We start from the raw sequence: 15956 nt of genomic DNA, 5'->3' as shown, positions 1-15956 counted from the left end.
GTCTCTTTTAAAGGGTCTGGTCATTGACTTACTTATTGGAGTTTTTCTTATTTTTTCTTGCAGTTCTAGTTTGTTGTCTGCGTTCGATTTTACGGTCTTTTTTGTTCTTTTCAGCAATTGCCCAATCGATTTTCTTTTTATATCCAGGTTTGATTTTTTTCTTTTTCTTTTTCACTAAGCCGATCAATGTAGGATCCAGTGTATCTTTGGATTTTTCCCGTTTCGTCCGACGATTGCGGTCATAAGTCTTGATGATTTCATCATTTTTGATTTCCATCGGTTCAAATGTGACACCAATTTTTTCAATACTGTCAATCGTTTGTTCATCACTTGGTGAGTACAAAGTGATCGCAGTTCCTTTTAAACCATTACGTCCAGTCCGACCTACTCGATGGATAAAGAAGTCAAGGTCTTCAGGAATTTCTGCATTGATCACATGAGAAACCCCTTCAATATCGATGCCACGTGCCGCTAGATCTGTCGCAACCACGTATTGATATTCTAAGTTTTGAACTTGGCGCATCACCCGTTTTCGTTCTCTTGGAGTGATATCTCCATGGATTTTAGCTACTTTTAAGCCTTGGCTTTTCAAGTAATCAGCAATTTCATCTACGTGTTGCTTCGTATTCGCGAAGACAATTGCTAGATAAGGATGACCAATCGTTAACAATTGGTAAATCATTCGATTTTTATCTTTCCCTTTAGTAGAGATCAGCCAATTCTCGATATCTTCAGAAATAACTGCTTTCGGTTTGATTTCTTCAATGATTGGATTTTCCATGTATTTACGTAAGAATGGTCGTAATTTTTCAGGAATCGTCGCTGAGAAAACTAAAAATTGCAGTTTTTCAGGCAATCGACTAGCAATTTGATCCACTTCATTCAAGAAGCCCATGTCCAGTGTCATATCGGCTTCATCTACAACAAATGCGAATGCTGTATGGATTTTCAACGCTTGTTCATTCATCATATCCAAGATTCTACCTGGCGTTCCCACTACGATCTGTGGCTGTTGATGTTTCAAGCGGCTCAATTGGCGTTGCTTATCAGTTCCACCTACAAAATTCGTCACTCGGATCTCTGGATCAGAAAATTTAGCGATCTGACTAGCCGCATCATAAATCTGAGTGGCTAGTTCACGACTTGGTGCAGTGATTACTACTTGTACTTCAGCTTTTTCCGCATTAATTTTTTGAAATAAAGGCAATAAAAATGTATGCGTTTTGCCAGAACCTGTTTGTGATTGCCCAATGATATTTTTTCCTTTAGCGATCAAAGGAATCAAACGCTCTTGTACTTCAGTTGGTTGAGCAAAACCTTTTTCTGCTAACGCCTCATTTATATATGGTTTAAAATGAAATTGTTCAAAATTACTCATTTAAGTAAGCACCTCTTCTCTTTCTTTTTTACACGACTTTCGCATTATACCACATCCTCAAGCAATTTGCTTGATCCTTTTCAAAGTCGCTCACGATCCGCTAGTTCCCTTTTGATTGAATAGTACTAATCGTATGTGTTTGACTGGCTTTTTCATAGAACAGCACTCTTTTCTTACGAAGGAATGACAAGAAAAGATTCAGCATGAAGATAAACTGTGCAAATGCAACACCCAACACAATAAAAATCCCGCTTACCTGTAATACACCTGTCGTATGGTCAGTGATATGTTGGATCGTCTGACTAAGCCAAGCTAACCCATAAAATAAAAAGTAAAGATACCCATAACGGATAAACAGTGCTTTAAAAGAAAGTCGTTTTCCGTTATCTGAAACCACACGAATGCGTACGATTTTTTTACCTAAAGTGAGACCGTTTGTTACATATGGTATGACCATGAAATAAAGCAAGACTTCTAAAAATACCCACCAACTACTTGAAGTGATATCTCCTATTTTCAAAGACAATTGAAGAGTCACAGCAATCAGTACGGATAAAACCGATAAGAAAGCCCAATCAATGAGATAGGCAACTAATCGTCTCGTTAGAGAAACTGTTTTCCCTTTTTCGTATGACACTTCATCCATTCTTGCTCTCGTAGGCAACATGAAGGTAAAGATTGGTGTCATAATGTACCCTAACATTCCTCCGATCGTATTCGTCAATAAGTCATTGAAATCAAATAGCCGATAAGGTCGAGGATAAATAAAATACAACCCACTTAACTGAGTCAATTCAAAAAATAAGGAAAGACAAAAACTTGCAATGATGGTTTTCACAAAAGATAATCGAAAATAATATCTTAAATAGATCCCGAAAGGTAATAAAAGCAAAACATTAAATACCGGTTCTAAAAAAACGCTTTGTCGCATCGCTGGTAAATACGTACTTGGATCAGATAAAACCAAGACGGTATTCTCTCGGAAATGGACCCATGATGCAAATAAATGTAATTCCATTTTAGGTCCGGTCATTTGAGCAACGGCTTCCTTTGAAGGCAACGGTAAAATGATCAAAAAATAAGCACATAACAAATAAAAAACAAACGAATATAAGATAACCGCTCTCGAAAAAATAAACGTTCCATACTTTCGATATTCATAAATGAAAAAAACCGAAGAAATCGCTAATGCCAAAAATGGAAAAACAATAAGTGCAAAGCGAATCGGTTCAATATAACTAGCCATAAACATCCCCCATTTTCATCTTAACTAACGGTTTCATCTTATCAGTACTCTAGTAAACTATGCAAGTTATGGGGTAATTATTTTTAAATTTATATTAATTGAAGTATCATTAACAAAAGGAGGCGATTAGCGTGCTTAATATTTATTTTGTGTTTGGCGTACCCGCTTTTTTATTGATTCTCTATCTCATTTTTGCGTATATACGTAAAAAAACGACCATCCGCTATCTTGGATTTATCTTGTTAATTATTGCTAGTTTCATGCTCGTGTTTAACTTACAGACATGGCAACAAGCACTACTTGAAATGGAGCAAGCTTCCTCTCAATCTTTATCAGATCAATTAGGTTATCCGATCTACTTGATTTGGATTCCCATTACTGTTGCTGGTTTTCTCGTCTTATTAAACCTTTTTCGTGCTTGGCGCCGACTAAAACAGTTAAGAAAAAAAACAGGATAAAAACGTGCATTCTCTTGTAGCTGGTTGGTAAAGTTAGCATTGCTTAACTTGACACGCTACAACAGAATGCACGTTTAACTATCATTTATATGTTAAACTACAGGATATTTATTTTTCAAATATAAATAAACAGGGATTCCAACTAATGTCAAAGCGATTCCGCTAAATGCTAAAAGTGTTTGTGTCAGTAACGTACTAACCACGATAAAAGCACCACCAAGAATGGCGATTAGCGGAATGATTGGGTATAGCGGAACTTTATAAGGCCTTTCAAGTTTTGGAGCTGTTTTTCTCAATATAATTACACCTACAAATACCATCGTATAAAAAATCCAAATCACAAAAACAAGCATATCCGTCAGCATATCAAATCCACCGACCATCATCATACCGATCGCAAACACTAGTTCCAAAACACCAGCAACCACTGGAATCTTCGTTCGATCGTTCAATTTTCCTAAGTGGTGACTGAAAGGTAACCGTTTTTCTTGGGCCATCACATAGGGCAGGCGCATCCCAGTAAGTGTATAGCCATTGATTGTTCCATAGACTGAAATCAAAATCCCGACAGTTACAAGTTTCCCACCTACACCACCAAAAATCATGGTGGCCACTTCGCTAGCAGCATTACTGTTGCCACTGATTCCTCCAATCGAAGCTGTTTTTAAAAAGACGGTATTAACGAATAAATAAACAACCATAATCCCGATGATTCCTATAGAAATGGCTTTCGGTAAATCTTTTGCCGGTTTTTTTAATTCTCCCGCAATGTTTCCAACGTGAATCCAACCATCGTAAGCAAACATTGTCGCTAACAAGCCCGCACCTAATGCTGAAAACAATGGCAGATCTTTTCCTGCTTCTATGGGAAACAGCTGAAACTCTACTCCACCTCTGCGAAATAAGCCAAACAAGACGATGACTGCCAGTGGGATCAATTTACAGATTAAGGTAATAGATTGAAAAGTTCCACCAACTTTTGATCCTAAAAAATTGATCAGCATGATCGTCACAGCGGCTATAATAGCGATGGGGACAATCCATTGCTGTTCTAAGGCAAATAAGTTCACAAATTGTGTCCCAAAGATGATTGATAGTGCCGCTACATTTGCAGGAAAGTAAATCACAACTTGTGCCCAACCTAACAAAAAAGCAGCCGTTTGACCATAGGTTCGTTCGATATATTTGACCATACCACCTGTTTCGGGGATCGCTGCGGCAAGTTCTGCACCAGTTAAACCTGCACAGACGGAGATGATACCTCCCAAAAACCAAGAAAGCATATGTAAACTAACTGATCCTGTAACTTCTGCGACACTCGCTGCTTTAAAGAATACTCCCGCTCCAATCACTGTTCCCATCACAGTCGATAAAGCAGTAAAAAAGCCCATCGTTCGCTTTAGTTCGACTTTGTTTTTTTCAACCGATACTTGGTTACGTTCCATCGCTTATCCTCCCTTTATCGTAAACTCCCCACCACTCGATCGGAAGTTTACGATAAACTATAGTAATTAGACTGTTGCTGTCAATTTCTCTTGCAACTTGGTCAACATATCTTGAGTCATTTTATCTAGGTCGTAACGTGGTTGAAAGCCCCACTCTTTTTGCGCACAACTAATATCTAATGAATTTGGCCAAGAGTCTGCGATCGATTGTCGCACTGGATCAACTGCATAGTCCATTTCAAAATCAGGAAACACTTTTTTGATTGACGCTTTGATTTCTTCTGGTTCAAAAGACATCGCAGAGATATTGAATGCATTGCGATGAACTAAATTTTTAGGATCAGCATTCATCAACTGAACAATCGCCTCAATGGCATCTGGCATGTACATCATGTCCATAGCTGTTCCACGATCAATAAAGCACGTGTATTTTCCTTCTTTGATAGCTGAATAATAAATATCCACTGCATAGTCCGTTGTCCCACCACCAGGTAAAGTTTTATAAGAAATCAATCCTGGGAAGCGTACACCTCGTGTATCTACGCCATACTTTGTATAATAGTAGTCACACAAAAGCTCGCCTGCGACTTTTGTCACGCCATACATTGTTGTTGGTCGTTGGAGTGTATCTTGAGGAGTCTCATCTTTTGGTGTATTAGGTCCAAAAGCGCCGATTGAACTTGGCGTGAAGAATTTTAACTTAAATTCTCTTGCGACTTCCAGCGCATTGACTAACCCAACCATATTGAGGTCCCAAGCGAACTTTGGTTTTGCTTCAGCGACAGCTGATAAAAGCGCTGCTAAATGAATCAAAGTATCTACTTGATATTTTTCGACTAACGCTCGCATTTTTTCGTAATCCATGACGTCTAAAATTTCAAATAGTTCACCATCTTCTAGCTTTTCAGGCATACGAATATCCGTTGCGATAACATTTTCATTACCCAAATCTTCCCTTAAACGTAAAACTAATTCCGATCCGATTTGTCCAAGGCAGCCAGTAACTAATACTTTTTTCATACAAACACTCCTTTTTAGTTCATTTTCACTATCTATTAAAAATAAATGCTACCTACATTCCATCGACCACTCCATCGACGAACAAAATATAAAAAAAGGTAATTTTTCGATTTTCACAGAAATACAACCGAAACGCTCTATCCTGTGATCGTCTTTCTCTTAGATTTCAGGCGAGATCGTTTCTACTAAATCAAATGATGCCCATTTCATTTCCGACTTTTTGGTAAATCGCTACAGCATGATCGAGCATTTCTTTGGTATGAGCTGCAGTTGGCATATTACGAACACGACCTGTTCCCAATGGTACGGTTGGATAAACGATTGGTTTCACATATAGTCCATTTTCAATCAACTTTTTAGAAAATTGTTGTGTTAGACTCTCATCCCCAAGTATCACTGGAGTGATTGGTGTTTCCGACACGCCGATGTCATACCCGATTTTTTTCAGTTCTTCTTTGAAATAAATGGCATTTTCCCAAACTTTTTCGACTAATTCTGGATGATCTTGCATCAGTTGAATCGATGCTAGAGCAGCGCCAGCAGCACCTGGTGTAAGTGATGTTGAAAACAAGAAAGGACGTCCTCGTGATTTTAACCAGTCGATCAACGATTTAGATCCTGCGACATAGCCACCAACGACACCGATTGCTTTAGACAATGTACCCATTTGCATGTCAATTTTCTGTTGGAGACCAAAATGCTTCACTGTGCCGGCTCCTTTTCCCATCACTCCAGAACCATGGGCATCATCCACATAAGTAATCAACCCGTATTTTTCGGCAATTGGGATCATATCGGGTAAATTAGCTACATCGCCATCCATTGAAAAAACACCGTCTGTGATATACATGATTTTGTTATATTTCCCACTATTTACCGCTTCTTTTGCTTTTTCTTCTAGATCGTTCATATCTTGATGCTTAACACGAATGATTTTGGCACCAGAGAGGCGACATCCATCGATGATCGAAGCATGATTCAATTCATCTGATAAGATCGCATCCTCCTTAGTCATAATGGCTGAAATAGCTCCCATATTACAATTGAAGCCTGATTGAAAAGCAATCGCTGCTTCTGTACCTTTAAATTCTGCAATTTTATTCTCTAATTCTTGATGGATACGTAATGTGCCATTAATTGTTCGGACAGCACCTGCGCCGACACCATAGCGATTTGTCGCATCGATACACGCTTGTTTCAGCTCCACTCGATCAGCAAACCCCAAATAATTATTCGATGCTAGATTGATCAAATTTTTCCCTGCTACCTCAACGATCGCACCATTTGCACCTTCAAGGATATCAATCGTGTTGTATAGTCCCTTTTCCTTCAATAAAGCCAGTTCCTGTTCTAAATAAGTTGACAATACTTCAGAAGACATGTCTCCACCCCCATTTTTCTAACCTTCAAGGTTGAGGAACGAATATGCAGCCTTTCATTCCTGTTTATAAGTATACCTTTTCTGATAGCGCTTACACAAATTATGAGAGTTATTTAACTGAGTATTTTCTTACATAACAAAACAATCGGTACTCCACTAACGAAATATTTTTTTACTTATTTTAGTAACTATCGTTATTTTTAAGAGGATCACATCTAGCTAATATCAACCTTTAACTTAATCAACTTTCCAATAAATATTCCATATATTCTGAATTTTCCGCCATTAGTTAGCGTTGTTTTTTGTTATGAAATAAAAAAACAAATATTCTATTTGTATATTAAATTCTTTTAATGTTTGCTTCTCTAGCTATATATTACTTGGTTCAAGGCGCTTACCTGTAGCTATTTTCAGAAGTCTTTCTCCCAACACAAAAAACGTTCCCTATGGTCATCAGTTACTACTCATGACCACAAGAAGAGACTGAGACAAACCTTGCCTCAGTCTCTTCTGGTCTCTCTAAAATCGAATAAACGGTGTTCAAAGAGCTGACCTTCGGCGATAAGTCAAAAAATCTCAAAACATGGGGAGCTGTTTCGAGATTTTCATCCTTAATGCTCATGCGATTACTCGTCGCAGTTTTTACTTGGTGAGCGCTCAGGTCAAAACACTCTTTTCACGACCTCTTGTTCACGGTGAGACAAAAGTAGCATCTTCGGAAAATTTGCCGAAATTTACCAAAAATTTGAGAAGCACCAAGTAGGTAACAATCAACATCAAAAACGAGTTTTTGTGTTTCTTGTCAATTTTCGGAAATTCCTTCTTATTTCTTGATGCTAAACACTTTTGTCTCAACCTCCTGTTGCCAACCAGCTTTCGGGAGTAAAATCAGGGTCTCCTACTGACCATTCATTGAAGAATTCATCAATAAATTCCCGCATAAAGGCTTCTCGTCGTTTTGCTTCCTTTATACCATATGGGGTGTTCATCCTATCTGGTAATAAGAACAATTTTTCGTAAAAATGATTGATCACAGTGGACCCTTTGCGATAATCTTTTTTATTTTGATAACTGATTGGGTGCCGACTTTCATCAAAAATGGGATGGCCATGTCCACCACCAAAATAAGCCGTACGCAAAATACCAATTGCTCCTAAGGCTTCAAGACGATCTGCATCTTGAACAATTTTTCCTTCAATAGATAATGCCATTCCTTCACCTGACAATCCTTTTGAAAAAGACAGGTTATCAATAATCAAAAAGATTGATTCAATGGTTGCATCTGATAGCTCTAAACGTTGCAAAAATTGATGTAACTCTGCTTTTGCTTTCGTTTCATCGGCTACTACTTTATCATCGATCGTATCATGCAAATAAGCAGAAGCAAGAGTAATCAATGGATCAGCTTGCGGTTCAGTTGCTAAAATTTTCTCTGCTAATTTAACGACTCTTACCGTATGATCAATCCCGTGTCCAGTTTGATCCATTGCTAATTGCTTGAAACTGTAATCAGCAATTTCCTGCAGTTTCTCCATTTATTTTCCTTCTTTCTCGCTACTGAATTCAGCTACTTGATAGACCGAAAAATAGATTTTTTTCATGTAATCGATCAAATACTGCGGATTTAGCGCCTCACCGGTTGCATCCTGAATCAATTGCGTTGGTTTTCTAGATGCACCATATTGATGGATCTTTTCTTTCATCCATTCTTTGATTGGTCGATAATCATCGGATGCTAGCACTTCATCGATCGAAAGCTCTTTTTCTAATGCGTGAAGCAGTTGCGCAGCATACATATATCCTAAAGCATAAGATGGGAAGTAACCAAAACTAGCTCCTGACCAGTGGACATCTTGCAAGATTCCTTCTAAATCATTCGCAGGTCGTACTCCTAGATATTCTTCATACTTTTGATTCCAAATAGTTGGTAACTGAGCCACGTCCACGCCTTCATTGAAAATCATTTTCTCAATTTCATAACGAATAATGATATGCAATGGATAGGTTAAACTATCTGCTTCAATTCGAATCAAGCTTGCTTGGGTTTGTTTCAGCGAGCGATAAAAGTCAGTAAATGAAATATCATCGAATGTTCCTTCTGCACATTGTTGGAAAAATGGATATTGTTTTTCCCAGAAACTTCGATTGCTACCAATGATGATCTCATTGAACAGTGATTGAGATTCGTGGATGCCCATCGAAGTACCTTGGTAAATCGGAGTATAAGCAAATTTTTCGTCAATATCTTGCTCATACATTCCATGACCAGCTTCATGGATCACGCCAAAGACTGCCATTTTAAAGTCATGTTCATTCCAACGAGTCGTAATACGTGCATCATTATGATTGATCCCGATCATAAAAGGATGGATTGTGTCATCTAAACGTCCTCTTGAGAAATCATAACCTAACTGTTCAATCACGCCTGTGACAAACCTTTTTTGTTGGGCTTTAGTCATTTTTCGAGAAAGAAAAGAGGTATCTGGTTCATGCCCTTTTTCTGCTAAGGTTTTTCTAATTTCCATGATCCCTTCTTTTACTTGTTGGAAAACACGATCTAATATTTCAACAGACATCCCTGGTTCATATTGGTTGAGTAACACATCATAATCTGTTGCTTCGTCTTTTTTCCAATAGGGGATCAACTGTTTTGTTAACTCAATATTTTTAGTCAATGCTTCTTGAAAATCCGCAAAATTTTTCGTTTCACGAGATTGCTGCCATTGCACCTGTGCGGTAGAAGTTGCTGCTGTCAATGCAGTCATCAATTCTTCAGGAACTTTATATTCAAGTTCATAGTCTTCTTTGACCTTCTCAAACACGATTTTTCCCGTTTCAGATAATTCATTGGGATGTTCAGAAAAATATTGGATGGCTTCTTTGATCTTAGGTCCAATTTTCTTTGAGAAATAAAGACTATAAAGATAACTATTGACTTCACTACGATCCTCACTCGCTTTTTCTGGCATACCTGTTTGGATATCCCAATCTAAAATGCCCAAGGTTTGTTGCAAGAGATTGATTTCTTTTAGTTCTTTCATCAATTCTTTTTCATTCATCATTTATTCCTCCATCCATCCCATATAATTTTAAATCGTTTTGTCTTTTCTTGGTGGCCGCGTTCCCCAGTATTGGAAGAGATCAGTCCGTAAAGCTCCGTTATACAGTTTACGTTTTTTAGTAGCTTTTTGCCCATAAAATTCTTCAAAAGTAAGATCACTTGTCAAAATGTACTTACTCCATGTCTTTAATGGACGGAAAACATCGCCCATTTCTTCATACAAGCGACGAACCGTTTCTTCTTCACCTAAACGCTCTCCATAAGGCGGATTCGCGACGATTACGCCGTATTCTTTATCCGTTTTGAAATCTTTGACTGCTTGTTGTTTAAACGTGATTGAAGAGCCTAAGCCAATTTCTTCCGCATTCGCTTTAGCAATTTCGATCATCCGCCCATTGATATCAGAACCTGTGATATCGAGTTCAATATCATAGTCTGCTTGCTCTTCTGCCAATGCTCGAACATTTTCTATAACATCTTTACTAAACCAATCCCATGATTCACAAGCAAATTCACGATTAAATCCTGGTGCAATGTTGTGTCCAATCAAGGCAGCTTCGATACAGATCGTACCAGAACCACACACTGGATCATAAAACGGACGATCTTTTCGCCAATTTGTCAACATCACTAAAGCGGCTGCCATGTTTTCTTTCAACGGTGCGCCACCTTTTTCCAAACGATATCCCCGTTTGAACAAACTAGGACCAGTTGTGTCTAGTGTGATCATGACATGATCTTTTAGTAAAGCGACTTCTAATTGAAAATGTGCGCCTGTCTCCGTTAATGGAACAGATGCCGGACGGTGATAATACTTACGCAATCGTTCAACGATCGCTTTTTTAGTGATCGCCTGACAATCAGGTGTACTATAAAGCTTAGACTTAATTGATTTTCCTGCAACCGGAAATTCAGCATCTAAAGGTAGAAAGTCTTCCCAAGGTAATGCTTTAACTTTCTCAAATAGTTCATCAAAGGTAAACGCATCAAATTCCCCAACAACGATCTTTACCCGGTCAGCTGTTCGTAACCATAAATTTGCTGTAGCGATCGTTTCCATCGTTCCTTTGAAACGTGCCCGTCCATTTTCAACTTGACAATCAATGCCTAAGTCACGTAGTTCTTTTCCAACAAGGGCTTCTAACCCACTTGCAGCCGTTGCCACAAGATTAAATTCTCTAGTCGTATCCATACTTATCTCCTTATAAGAAAAGCTGAACGTGGTCGTCCAGCTTTTTGCAAAATCAAACCGAAAAATGAATCAGTATTTTTTTCATACTTATCTCTAAATTGCCATTCTTCACTCGTTCATTTTTGTGTTCCTGAACAAACAAGCCATTTATTGAATGGTATAAATCAGTGGTGACACTCTAATGTTAAAAAAAACCTTCACAACATGGTTGGAAGGTATTCCCTGTTATATTGCGGTTTTCTGTAAGCCATGTTCTGTACACTACTTTTCCAGGGAGAAAAAGCAATGTGGTAACCATCTATCTGCAGTTAACCTGCCTTTTTGTCTCGTTCTTAATTCCCAACAAAAAGCGCCCCTACCATTGTTTGGGTTGCTCGCTCGAGGGGTTTACCGCGTTCCACCGAATAAGTTTCCCTATCCGCTTCGTCACTGTGGCACTTTCAAGGATACTTAAGCATAGTTAAAAACCTTAGCTTGTTTTCCTGCCGTTACTCTAATAGAGCACCTTAGCTTATTGTTTCGCTAAGCACGAACACTACAGGCATCACAGCCTGTGCGAGCATGGACTTTCCTCAGCCTGATCATGTCAGACCGCGATTACCCAAAAACCGCAATGTATCATCAATCTTAGAATTGACGTGTCTTTTCGTTATCATCGTCACTTGCATTTGTGTAGTTGTTTGGGTTAGGTTGGGAAACATTCACTGTTGATGATTGTTGATCCAATTTTTTTCCAAATACTTCACGTTCAAGATTTGACAAACGTTTCAAGATATCGAAATTTGTGACTGCTGCACTTTTCGGTGTTTCAACTTGTTGAACACGCGTTTGTGCTGCTCCTTGTGTTTTTGATAATTGTGCTACTTTGGCACTTAATTTATCATTTTCTTCTTGTAAAGCAAGGAGTTTTTTGCTGTAAGTTTCATAATCTTTGATGATATTGTCTAAGAATTCATCCACTTCGATGGGATCATAGCCACGCATCTTTGTTTTGAATTCTTGTTGTAAAATGTCTTTAGGACTATAAACCAATTCCGCCATATTTACACCTCTAGTTTTCATTTACATAATAACAGTTTCTACCTATATCATTGTATCGGAAATAACTTGATAAATCAAACACTATCTGAATTATTCACTGAAATTTTGTAAATCATCCATACTGACTAGCCGAATTTCATAAGAATGATCCTGTTGATAGGTTTGCGCCTCTTTCAGAAAATACTGGGTTTTCCCTGGAAACTCAGGATCATAAATTAATAGACAGCCATCGGTATGGTCAAGTAAAAAACGCGTGTGGTTTCTTAATTGGCTAGGCGACTGATAGGCTTGATGGCTAACTGCTTCAACGTAGTCTGCTAACTGTTCTGCCATTCTTAACTTTTCTTGATTATTCTCATTCCAATTATTTCCAAACTCTTTGAATGGATAGATGATCCCCAACTTTAACTCAGGGTATTCCTGCTTTAATTCAGCAACTACTTCCGTGACCCATGTTTCTATACCCAAGTTTCCACTAGTAAGAACCCATTCAAGTCCTTCTTCGACTAATTGCTGTATCTCTTTTTTTAAGACTTTTTTAATAACCGTTATTTTAGGGTCATTTTCCTTAAAAACCCCAAGTTCAAAACTTCGATAACCGGAAATATACATCACTTTTAATCGGTCCATTTGAGTTTCCTTTTCTTTCTTGATTCTTTTTTGCTATAATGTTGGCTAGGAGTGTGATTAAAATGGTTTTACGCTATCCAAACGGCCAACCCTATCATAAGAATGCCTCTTTAAAGGAAAAAGTTCAAGAAAAAAGAGAATCAGCCATTGAATTTGGCAATCGAGGGATGCGTTTTGAAGAAGCAATTAACGAAAGTAACCAGTATTACTTAGCGCACCAAGTAGCTGTTATCCATAAAAAACCAACCCCCATTCAAATTGTTAAAGTAGATTATCCTCGACGTAGCGCCGCTGTTATTAAGGAAGCTTATTTCTCACAGGCCTCCACAACAGATTATAACGGTGTATATCGAGGTTTCTATTTGGATTTTGAAGCGAAAGAAACAAAGAATAAGACATCTTTTCCCTTCAAAAATTTCCATGCGCATCAAATTGACCATATGGAAGCTTGTCTAAAGCAACAAGGAATTTGTTTTGTCCTATTATGGTTTTCTACATTGAAGCGTTGCTTTTATTTAGATAGTACTTATCTGATCGATTATTGGCATGCGCAAAAGGATCAGGGGAAAAAGTCACTTCCGCTTTCATTGATCGAAAAAATAGGGATCGAGATCCAAACAGGTTTTTCGCCACGTATCCCTTATCTAAAAGCGGTAGATCAATACTTATCAACATTAACTATCGAAGGAGATCGCAAGAATGGCAAATGAGCAAACAAGAACTTCCAGACGAAACAGTCCCTCTTCTTCTAAAAAGACGAGTCAAACAAGAAATAAAACTTCTGGCAAAGGTTCCGGGCATAAGAAGCGTGGGCTTTTCATCCGTATCATCTTGATTTTATTTTCTTTGATTTGTATCGCTTTCCTAGCCGGTGTCGGATTATTTTGGTTTTATGCAAAAGATGCTCCAAAATTAACGGACACTGCATTAGATGCGACTGTTTCTTCTAAACTTTACACACAAAATGGCGAATTATTTGAAGATTTAGGAGCAGAAAAAAGAGAAAAGATTACCGCAAACGAATTGCCGAAAACGTTAGAAAACGCCATCGTTTCTGTTGAAGATCGACGTTTCTATAAACATATCGGGATCGACCCAGTTCGGATCGTCGGCTCTGCACTTTCTAACTTTACTTCTGGCGGACTTCAAGGTGGTAGTACATTGACCCAACAATTGATTAAGCTCTCCTACTTCTCTACCAACGCTTCAGATCAAACCTTGAAACGAAAAGCACAAGAAGCTTGGTTAGCTGTAAAATTAGAACAACAAAAATCAAAACAAGAAATATTGACTTACTATGTGAACAAAGTCTATATGTCCAACGGATTATACGGAATGGAAACGGCAGCAGAAAATTATTTTGGTAAAAGATTACCAGAACTTTCATTACCACAGACTGCTTTGTTAGCTGGAATGCCACAAGCGCCTTCTGCCTATGACCCATACCAATATCCAGAACAAGCCAAAAAACGGCGAGATACTGTTTTATATACCATGTTACAAAATAAGAAAATCTCTCAATCAGAATATGATGCTGCAGTGAATACACCAATCGATGATGGTCTTCAAGAGATGAAAAAAGAAGATGATAATTCAAAAATCGTTGATAATTATGTCAAAGAAGTCATCAATGAAGTTCAAGAAAAAACGGATAAAAATGTATTTACTGATGGATTGGATATCTATACTAACTTAGATCTAGACGCACAAAAACATCTTTATGATATTGTCAACACTGATGACTATGTCAACTATCCTGATGATGAAATGCAAGTTGCTTCTACGTTGATCGATGTCAATACTGGTCAAGTAAAAGCGCAAATTGGCGGTCGCCATATTGCAGAAGATGTCACACTAGGTATGAACTTAGCTGTTAATACTTCTCGTGACTTCGGTTCGACGATGAAACCAGTCACAGATTATGGCCCAGCTTTTGAATATCTAAAATACTCTACAGGAAAAACGATCAGTGATGCTCCTTATAACTATGAAGGAACCTCAACACCAGTAGGCAACTGGGATAACCGCTTTATGGGGACGATCACCTTAAGACAAGCCTTGTATCTTTCTAGGAACGTTCCAGCTGTCAAATTGTTCAATGAAGTCGGCGCAGATAAAGTCAGCACCTTTTTAAAAGATCTTGGAATCGAATATAGTACGATCCATCAATCAAATGCGATTTCAAGTAACACAGAAAAACAAGACGGCACAAAATATGGCGCTTCTTCCTTGAAAATGGCGGCTGCCTATGCTGCTTTCGCTAATGGAGGAACGTATTATAAACCACAATATGTCAATAAGATCGTCTTCCAAGACGGCACAGAAGAAACGTTCGATCCCGATGGTAATACAGCTATGTCTCCAGAAACAGCCTATATGGTCACAGATATTTTAAAAGATACATTAACAAAAGGAACTGGGACGAATGCGTTGATTCCTGGATTATACCAAGCTGGGAAAACCGGGACTTCCAACTATACGGATGATGAGTACGCAAAATTAGGAACTTCTAGCGGTGTGTATCCTGATATTTTATTTGCTGGTTATACACCAAACTACGCCATCTCAGTATGGACCGGTTATAACAACAAAATGACACCTGTCACCTCCGCTTCGTCTCATGTTGCTTCTGATGTTTATCGAGAATTAATGAAATATGTATCATCCAGCGTCACAAATAGCGATTGGCAAATGCCTAGCGGACTGGTAAGATCTGGCGGTGAATTATACTTTACCGATCAACTCAAGAAAACACCAAGTACGACGATCCCTTCAACAACGGTGCCATCTTCATCAGTGACACTGGTACCTGAAAGTTCGACACCGGTATCTTCTTCGTCGGAATCGACAGAAACTTCAACAACTGAGTCATCTGCCGAATCATCGACATCGGTAGATAGTTCAAGTGAAAAAAATGATTCAAGTAGTTCAGCTGAAACGCCAGAAAATAGCAGCAGTAGTCAAAGCTCTTCATCTTCGGCAACTCCTGAGTCATCCACGACACCACCAGCGCAAACACCTCCGGAGAACAATGCACAGTCCGGACAGTCCTCTAGTCGTTCAACGTCTTCTGGCACATAACAAAAAAGGAAGTTGAGAAAAAC

Annotated in this window: 13 protein-coding genes and 1 other RNA gene; 3 read left to right on the top strand and 11 right to left on the bottom strand. The window is 38.4% G+C overall.

The features are described 5' to 3' along the window. Positions 1-28: 28 nt before the first annotated feature. Together IGL28_RS06230 and IGL28_RS06225 are read right to left on the bottom strand one after the other, a co-directional pair. Entirely contained in the window at positions 29-1378 is a 1350-nt protein-coding gene (locus tag IGL28_RS06230) for a DEAD/DEAH box helicase (RefSeq protein ID WP_081129035.1), read from the bottom strand. A gap of 100 nt (positions 1379-1478) precedes the next feature. Then, positions 1479-2624, bottom strand: coding sequence for a VanZ family protein (locus IGL28_RS06225; protein WP_438843921.1), 1146 nt, complete (start codon positions 2622-2624; stop codon positions 1479-1481). 131 nt (positions 2625-2755) lie between these two features. On the opposite strand from IGL28_RS06225, the gene IGL28_RS06220 reads away from it, so the two are divergent. Further along, positions 2756-3082, top strand: a complete 327-nt coding sequence (locus IGL28_RS06220) for a hypothetical protein (protein WP_081129032.1) — start codon at positions 2756-2758, stop codon at positions 3080-3082. Positions 3083-3174: 92 nt separating this feature from the next. Here the strand turns inward: IGL28_RS06220 and IGL28_RS06215 are convergent, their stop codons facing one another. From IGL28_RS06215 to IGL28_RS06175, 9 genes are all read right to left on the bottom strand, one after another. Beyond that, the gene (locus IGL28_RS06215; protein ID WP_438843920.1) at positions 3175-4527 is read right to left on the bottom strand and encodes an APC family permease; all 1353 of its coding nucleotides are present in this window, start codon (positions 4525-4527) and stop codon (positions 3175-3177) included. A 66-nt stretch (positions 4528-4593) separates the two neighbouring features. Then, the gene (locus IGL28_RS06210) at positions 4594-5547 is read right to left on the bottom strand and encodes an L-threonine 3-dehydrogenase (protein ID WP_081129029.1); all 954 of its coding nucleotides are present in this window, start codon (positions 5545-5547) and stop codon (positions 4594-4596) included. A 190-nt stretch (positions 5548-5737) separates the two neighbouring features. Further along, positions 5738-6928, bottom strand: a complete 1191-nt coding sequence (locus tag IGL28_RS06205) for a glycine C-acetyltransferase (RefSeq protein ID WP_081129027.1) — start codon at positions 6926-6928, stop codon at positions 5738-5740. Positions 6929-7779: 851 nt separating this feature from the next. Continuing rightward, on the bottom strand, positions 7780-8463 hold the full coding sequence (locus tag IGL28_RS06200; protein ID WP_081129026.1) for an HD domain-containing protein: 684 nt from the start codon (positions 8461-8463) through the stop codon (positions 7780-7782). Beyond that, positions 8464-9987: a carboxypeptidase M32 gene (locus IGL28_RS06195; RefSeq protein WP_081129024.1), complete on the bottom strand. Its 1524-nt coding sequence runs from the start codon at positions 9985-9987 to the stop codon at positions 8464-8466. It lies immediately after the preceding gene. A 30-nt stretch (positions 9988-10017) separates the two neighbouring features. After that, complete coding sequence (locus IGL28_RS06190) at positions 10018-11181, bottom strand: THUMP domain-containing class I SAM-dependent RNA methyltransferase (RefSeq protein WP_081129023.1); 1164 nt, start codon at positions 11179-11181, stop codon at positions 10018-10020. A gap of 238 nt (positions 11182-11419) precedes the next feature. Continuing rightward, positions 11420-11790: RNase P RNA component class B (rnpB, locus tag IGL28_RS06185), an RNA gene on the bottom strand. Positions 11791-11808: 18 nt separating this feature from the next. After that, positions 11809-12222, bottom strand: a complete 414-nt coding sequence (gene gpsB / locus IGL28_RS06180; RefSeq protein WP_010719243.1) for a cell division regulator GpsB — start codon at positions 12220-12222, stop codon at positions 11809-11811. A 90-nt stretch (positions 12223-12312) separates the two neighbouring features. Further along, the gene (locus tag IGL28_RS06175) at positions 12313-12852 is read right to left on the bottom strand and encodes a DUF1273 domain-containing protein (RefSeq protein WP_063627065.1); all 540 of its coding nucleotides are present in this window, start codon (positions 12850-12852) and stop codon (positions 12313-12315) included. A gap of 62 nt (positions 12853-12914) precedes the next feature. Between IGL28_RS06175 and recU the strand changes: the two genes are divergently transcribed. Further along, positions 12915-13562 (top strand): Holliday junction resolvase RecU, encoded by a 648-nt coding sequence (gene recU / locus IGL28_RS06170; protein WP_010737514.1) that lies wholly within the window; start codon positions 12915-12917, stop codon positions 13560-13562. Then, a complete protein-coding gene (locus tag IGL28_RS06165) occupies positions 13552-15933 on the top strand; it encodes a PBP1A family penicillin-binding protein (protein WP_010719246.1) in 2382 nt (793 codons plus the stop codon). The genes recU and IGL28_RS06165 overlap by 11 nt, the downstream gene beginning before the upstream one ends. Positions 15934-15956: the final 23 nt, after the last annotated feature.

The organism is Enterococcus sp. AZ077, assembly GCF_051714965.1.
Taxonomy (GTDB): domain Bacteria; phylum Bacillota; class Bacilli; order Lactobacillales; family Enterococcaceae; genus Enterococcus_B; species Enterococcus_B hirae.
The sequence above is the reverse complement of the archived record's forward strand: the minus strand, read 5'-3'. Positions and strand labels throughout refer to the sequence as shown.

What these genes read in the sequence shown, in the direction of transcription:
- IGL28_RS06230 (WP_081129035.1), bottom strand. Translation starts at nt 1,378, where the DNA reads ATGAGTAATTTTGAACAATTTCATTTTAAACCATATATAAATGAGGCG.
- IGL28_RS06225 (WP_438843921.1), bottom strand. Translation starts at nt 2,624, where the DNA reads ATGGCTAGTTATATTGAACCGATTCGCTTTGCACTTATTGTTTTTCCA.
- IGL28_RS06215 (WP_438843920.1), bottom strand. Translation starts at nt 4,527, where the DNA reads ATGGAACGTAACCAAGTATCGGTTGAAAAAAACAAAGTCGAACTAAAG.
- IGL28_RS06210 (WP_081129029.1), bottom strand. Translation starts at nt 5,547, where the DNA reads ATGAAAAAAGTATTAGTTACTGGCTGCCTTGGACAAATCGGATCGGAA.
- IGL28_RS06205 (WP_081129027.1), bottom strand. Translation starts at nt 6,928, where the DNA reads ATGTCTTCTGAAGTATTGTCAACTTATTTAGAACAGGAACTGGCTTTA.
- IGL28_RS06200 (WP_081129026.1), bottom strand. Translation starts at nt 8,463, where the DNA reads ATGGAGAAACTGCAGGAAATTGCTGATTACAGTTTCAAGCAATTAGCA.
- IGL28_RS06195 (WP_081129024.1), bottom strand. Translation starts at nt 9,987, where the DNA reads ATGAATGAAAAAGAATTGATGAAAGAACTAAAAGAAATCAATCTCTTG.
- IGL28_RS06190 (WP_081129023.1), bottom strand. Translation starts at nt 11,181, where the DNA reads ATGGATACGACTAGAGAATTTAATCTTGTGGCAACGGCTGCAAGTGGG.
- gpsB (WP_010719243.1), bottom strand. Translation starts at nt 12,222, where the DNA reads ATGGCGGAATTGGTTTATAGTCCTAAAGACATTTTACAACAAGAATTC.
- IGL28_RS06175 (WP_063627065.1), bottom strand. Translation starts at nt 12,852, where the DNA reads ATGGACCGATTAAAAGTGATGTATATTTCCGGTTATCGAAGTTTTGAA.
- recU (WP_010737514.1), top strand. Translation starts at nt 12,915, where the DNA reads ATGGTTTTACGCTATCCAAACGGCCAACCCTATCATAAGAATGCCTCT.
- IGL28_RS06165 (WP_010719246.1), top strand. Translation starts at nt 13,552, where the DNA reads ATGGCAAATGAGCAAACAAGAACTTCCAGACGAAACAGTCCCTCTTCT.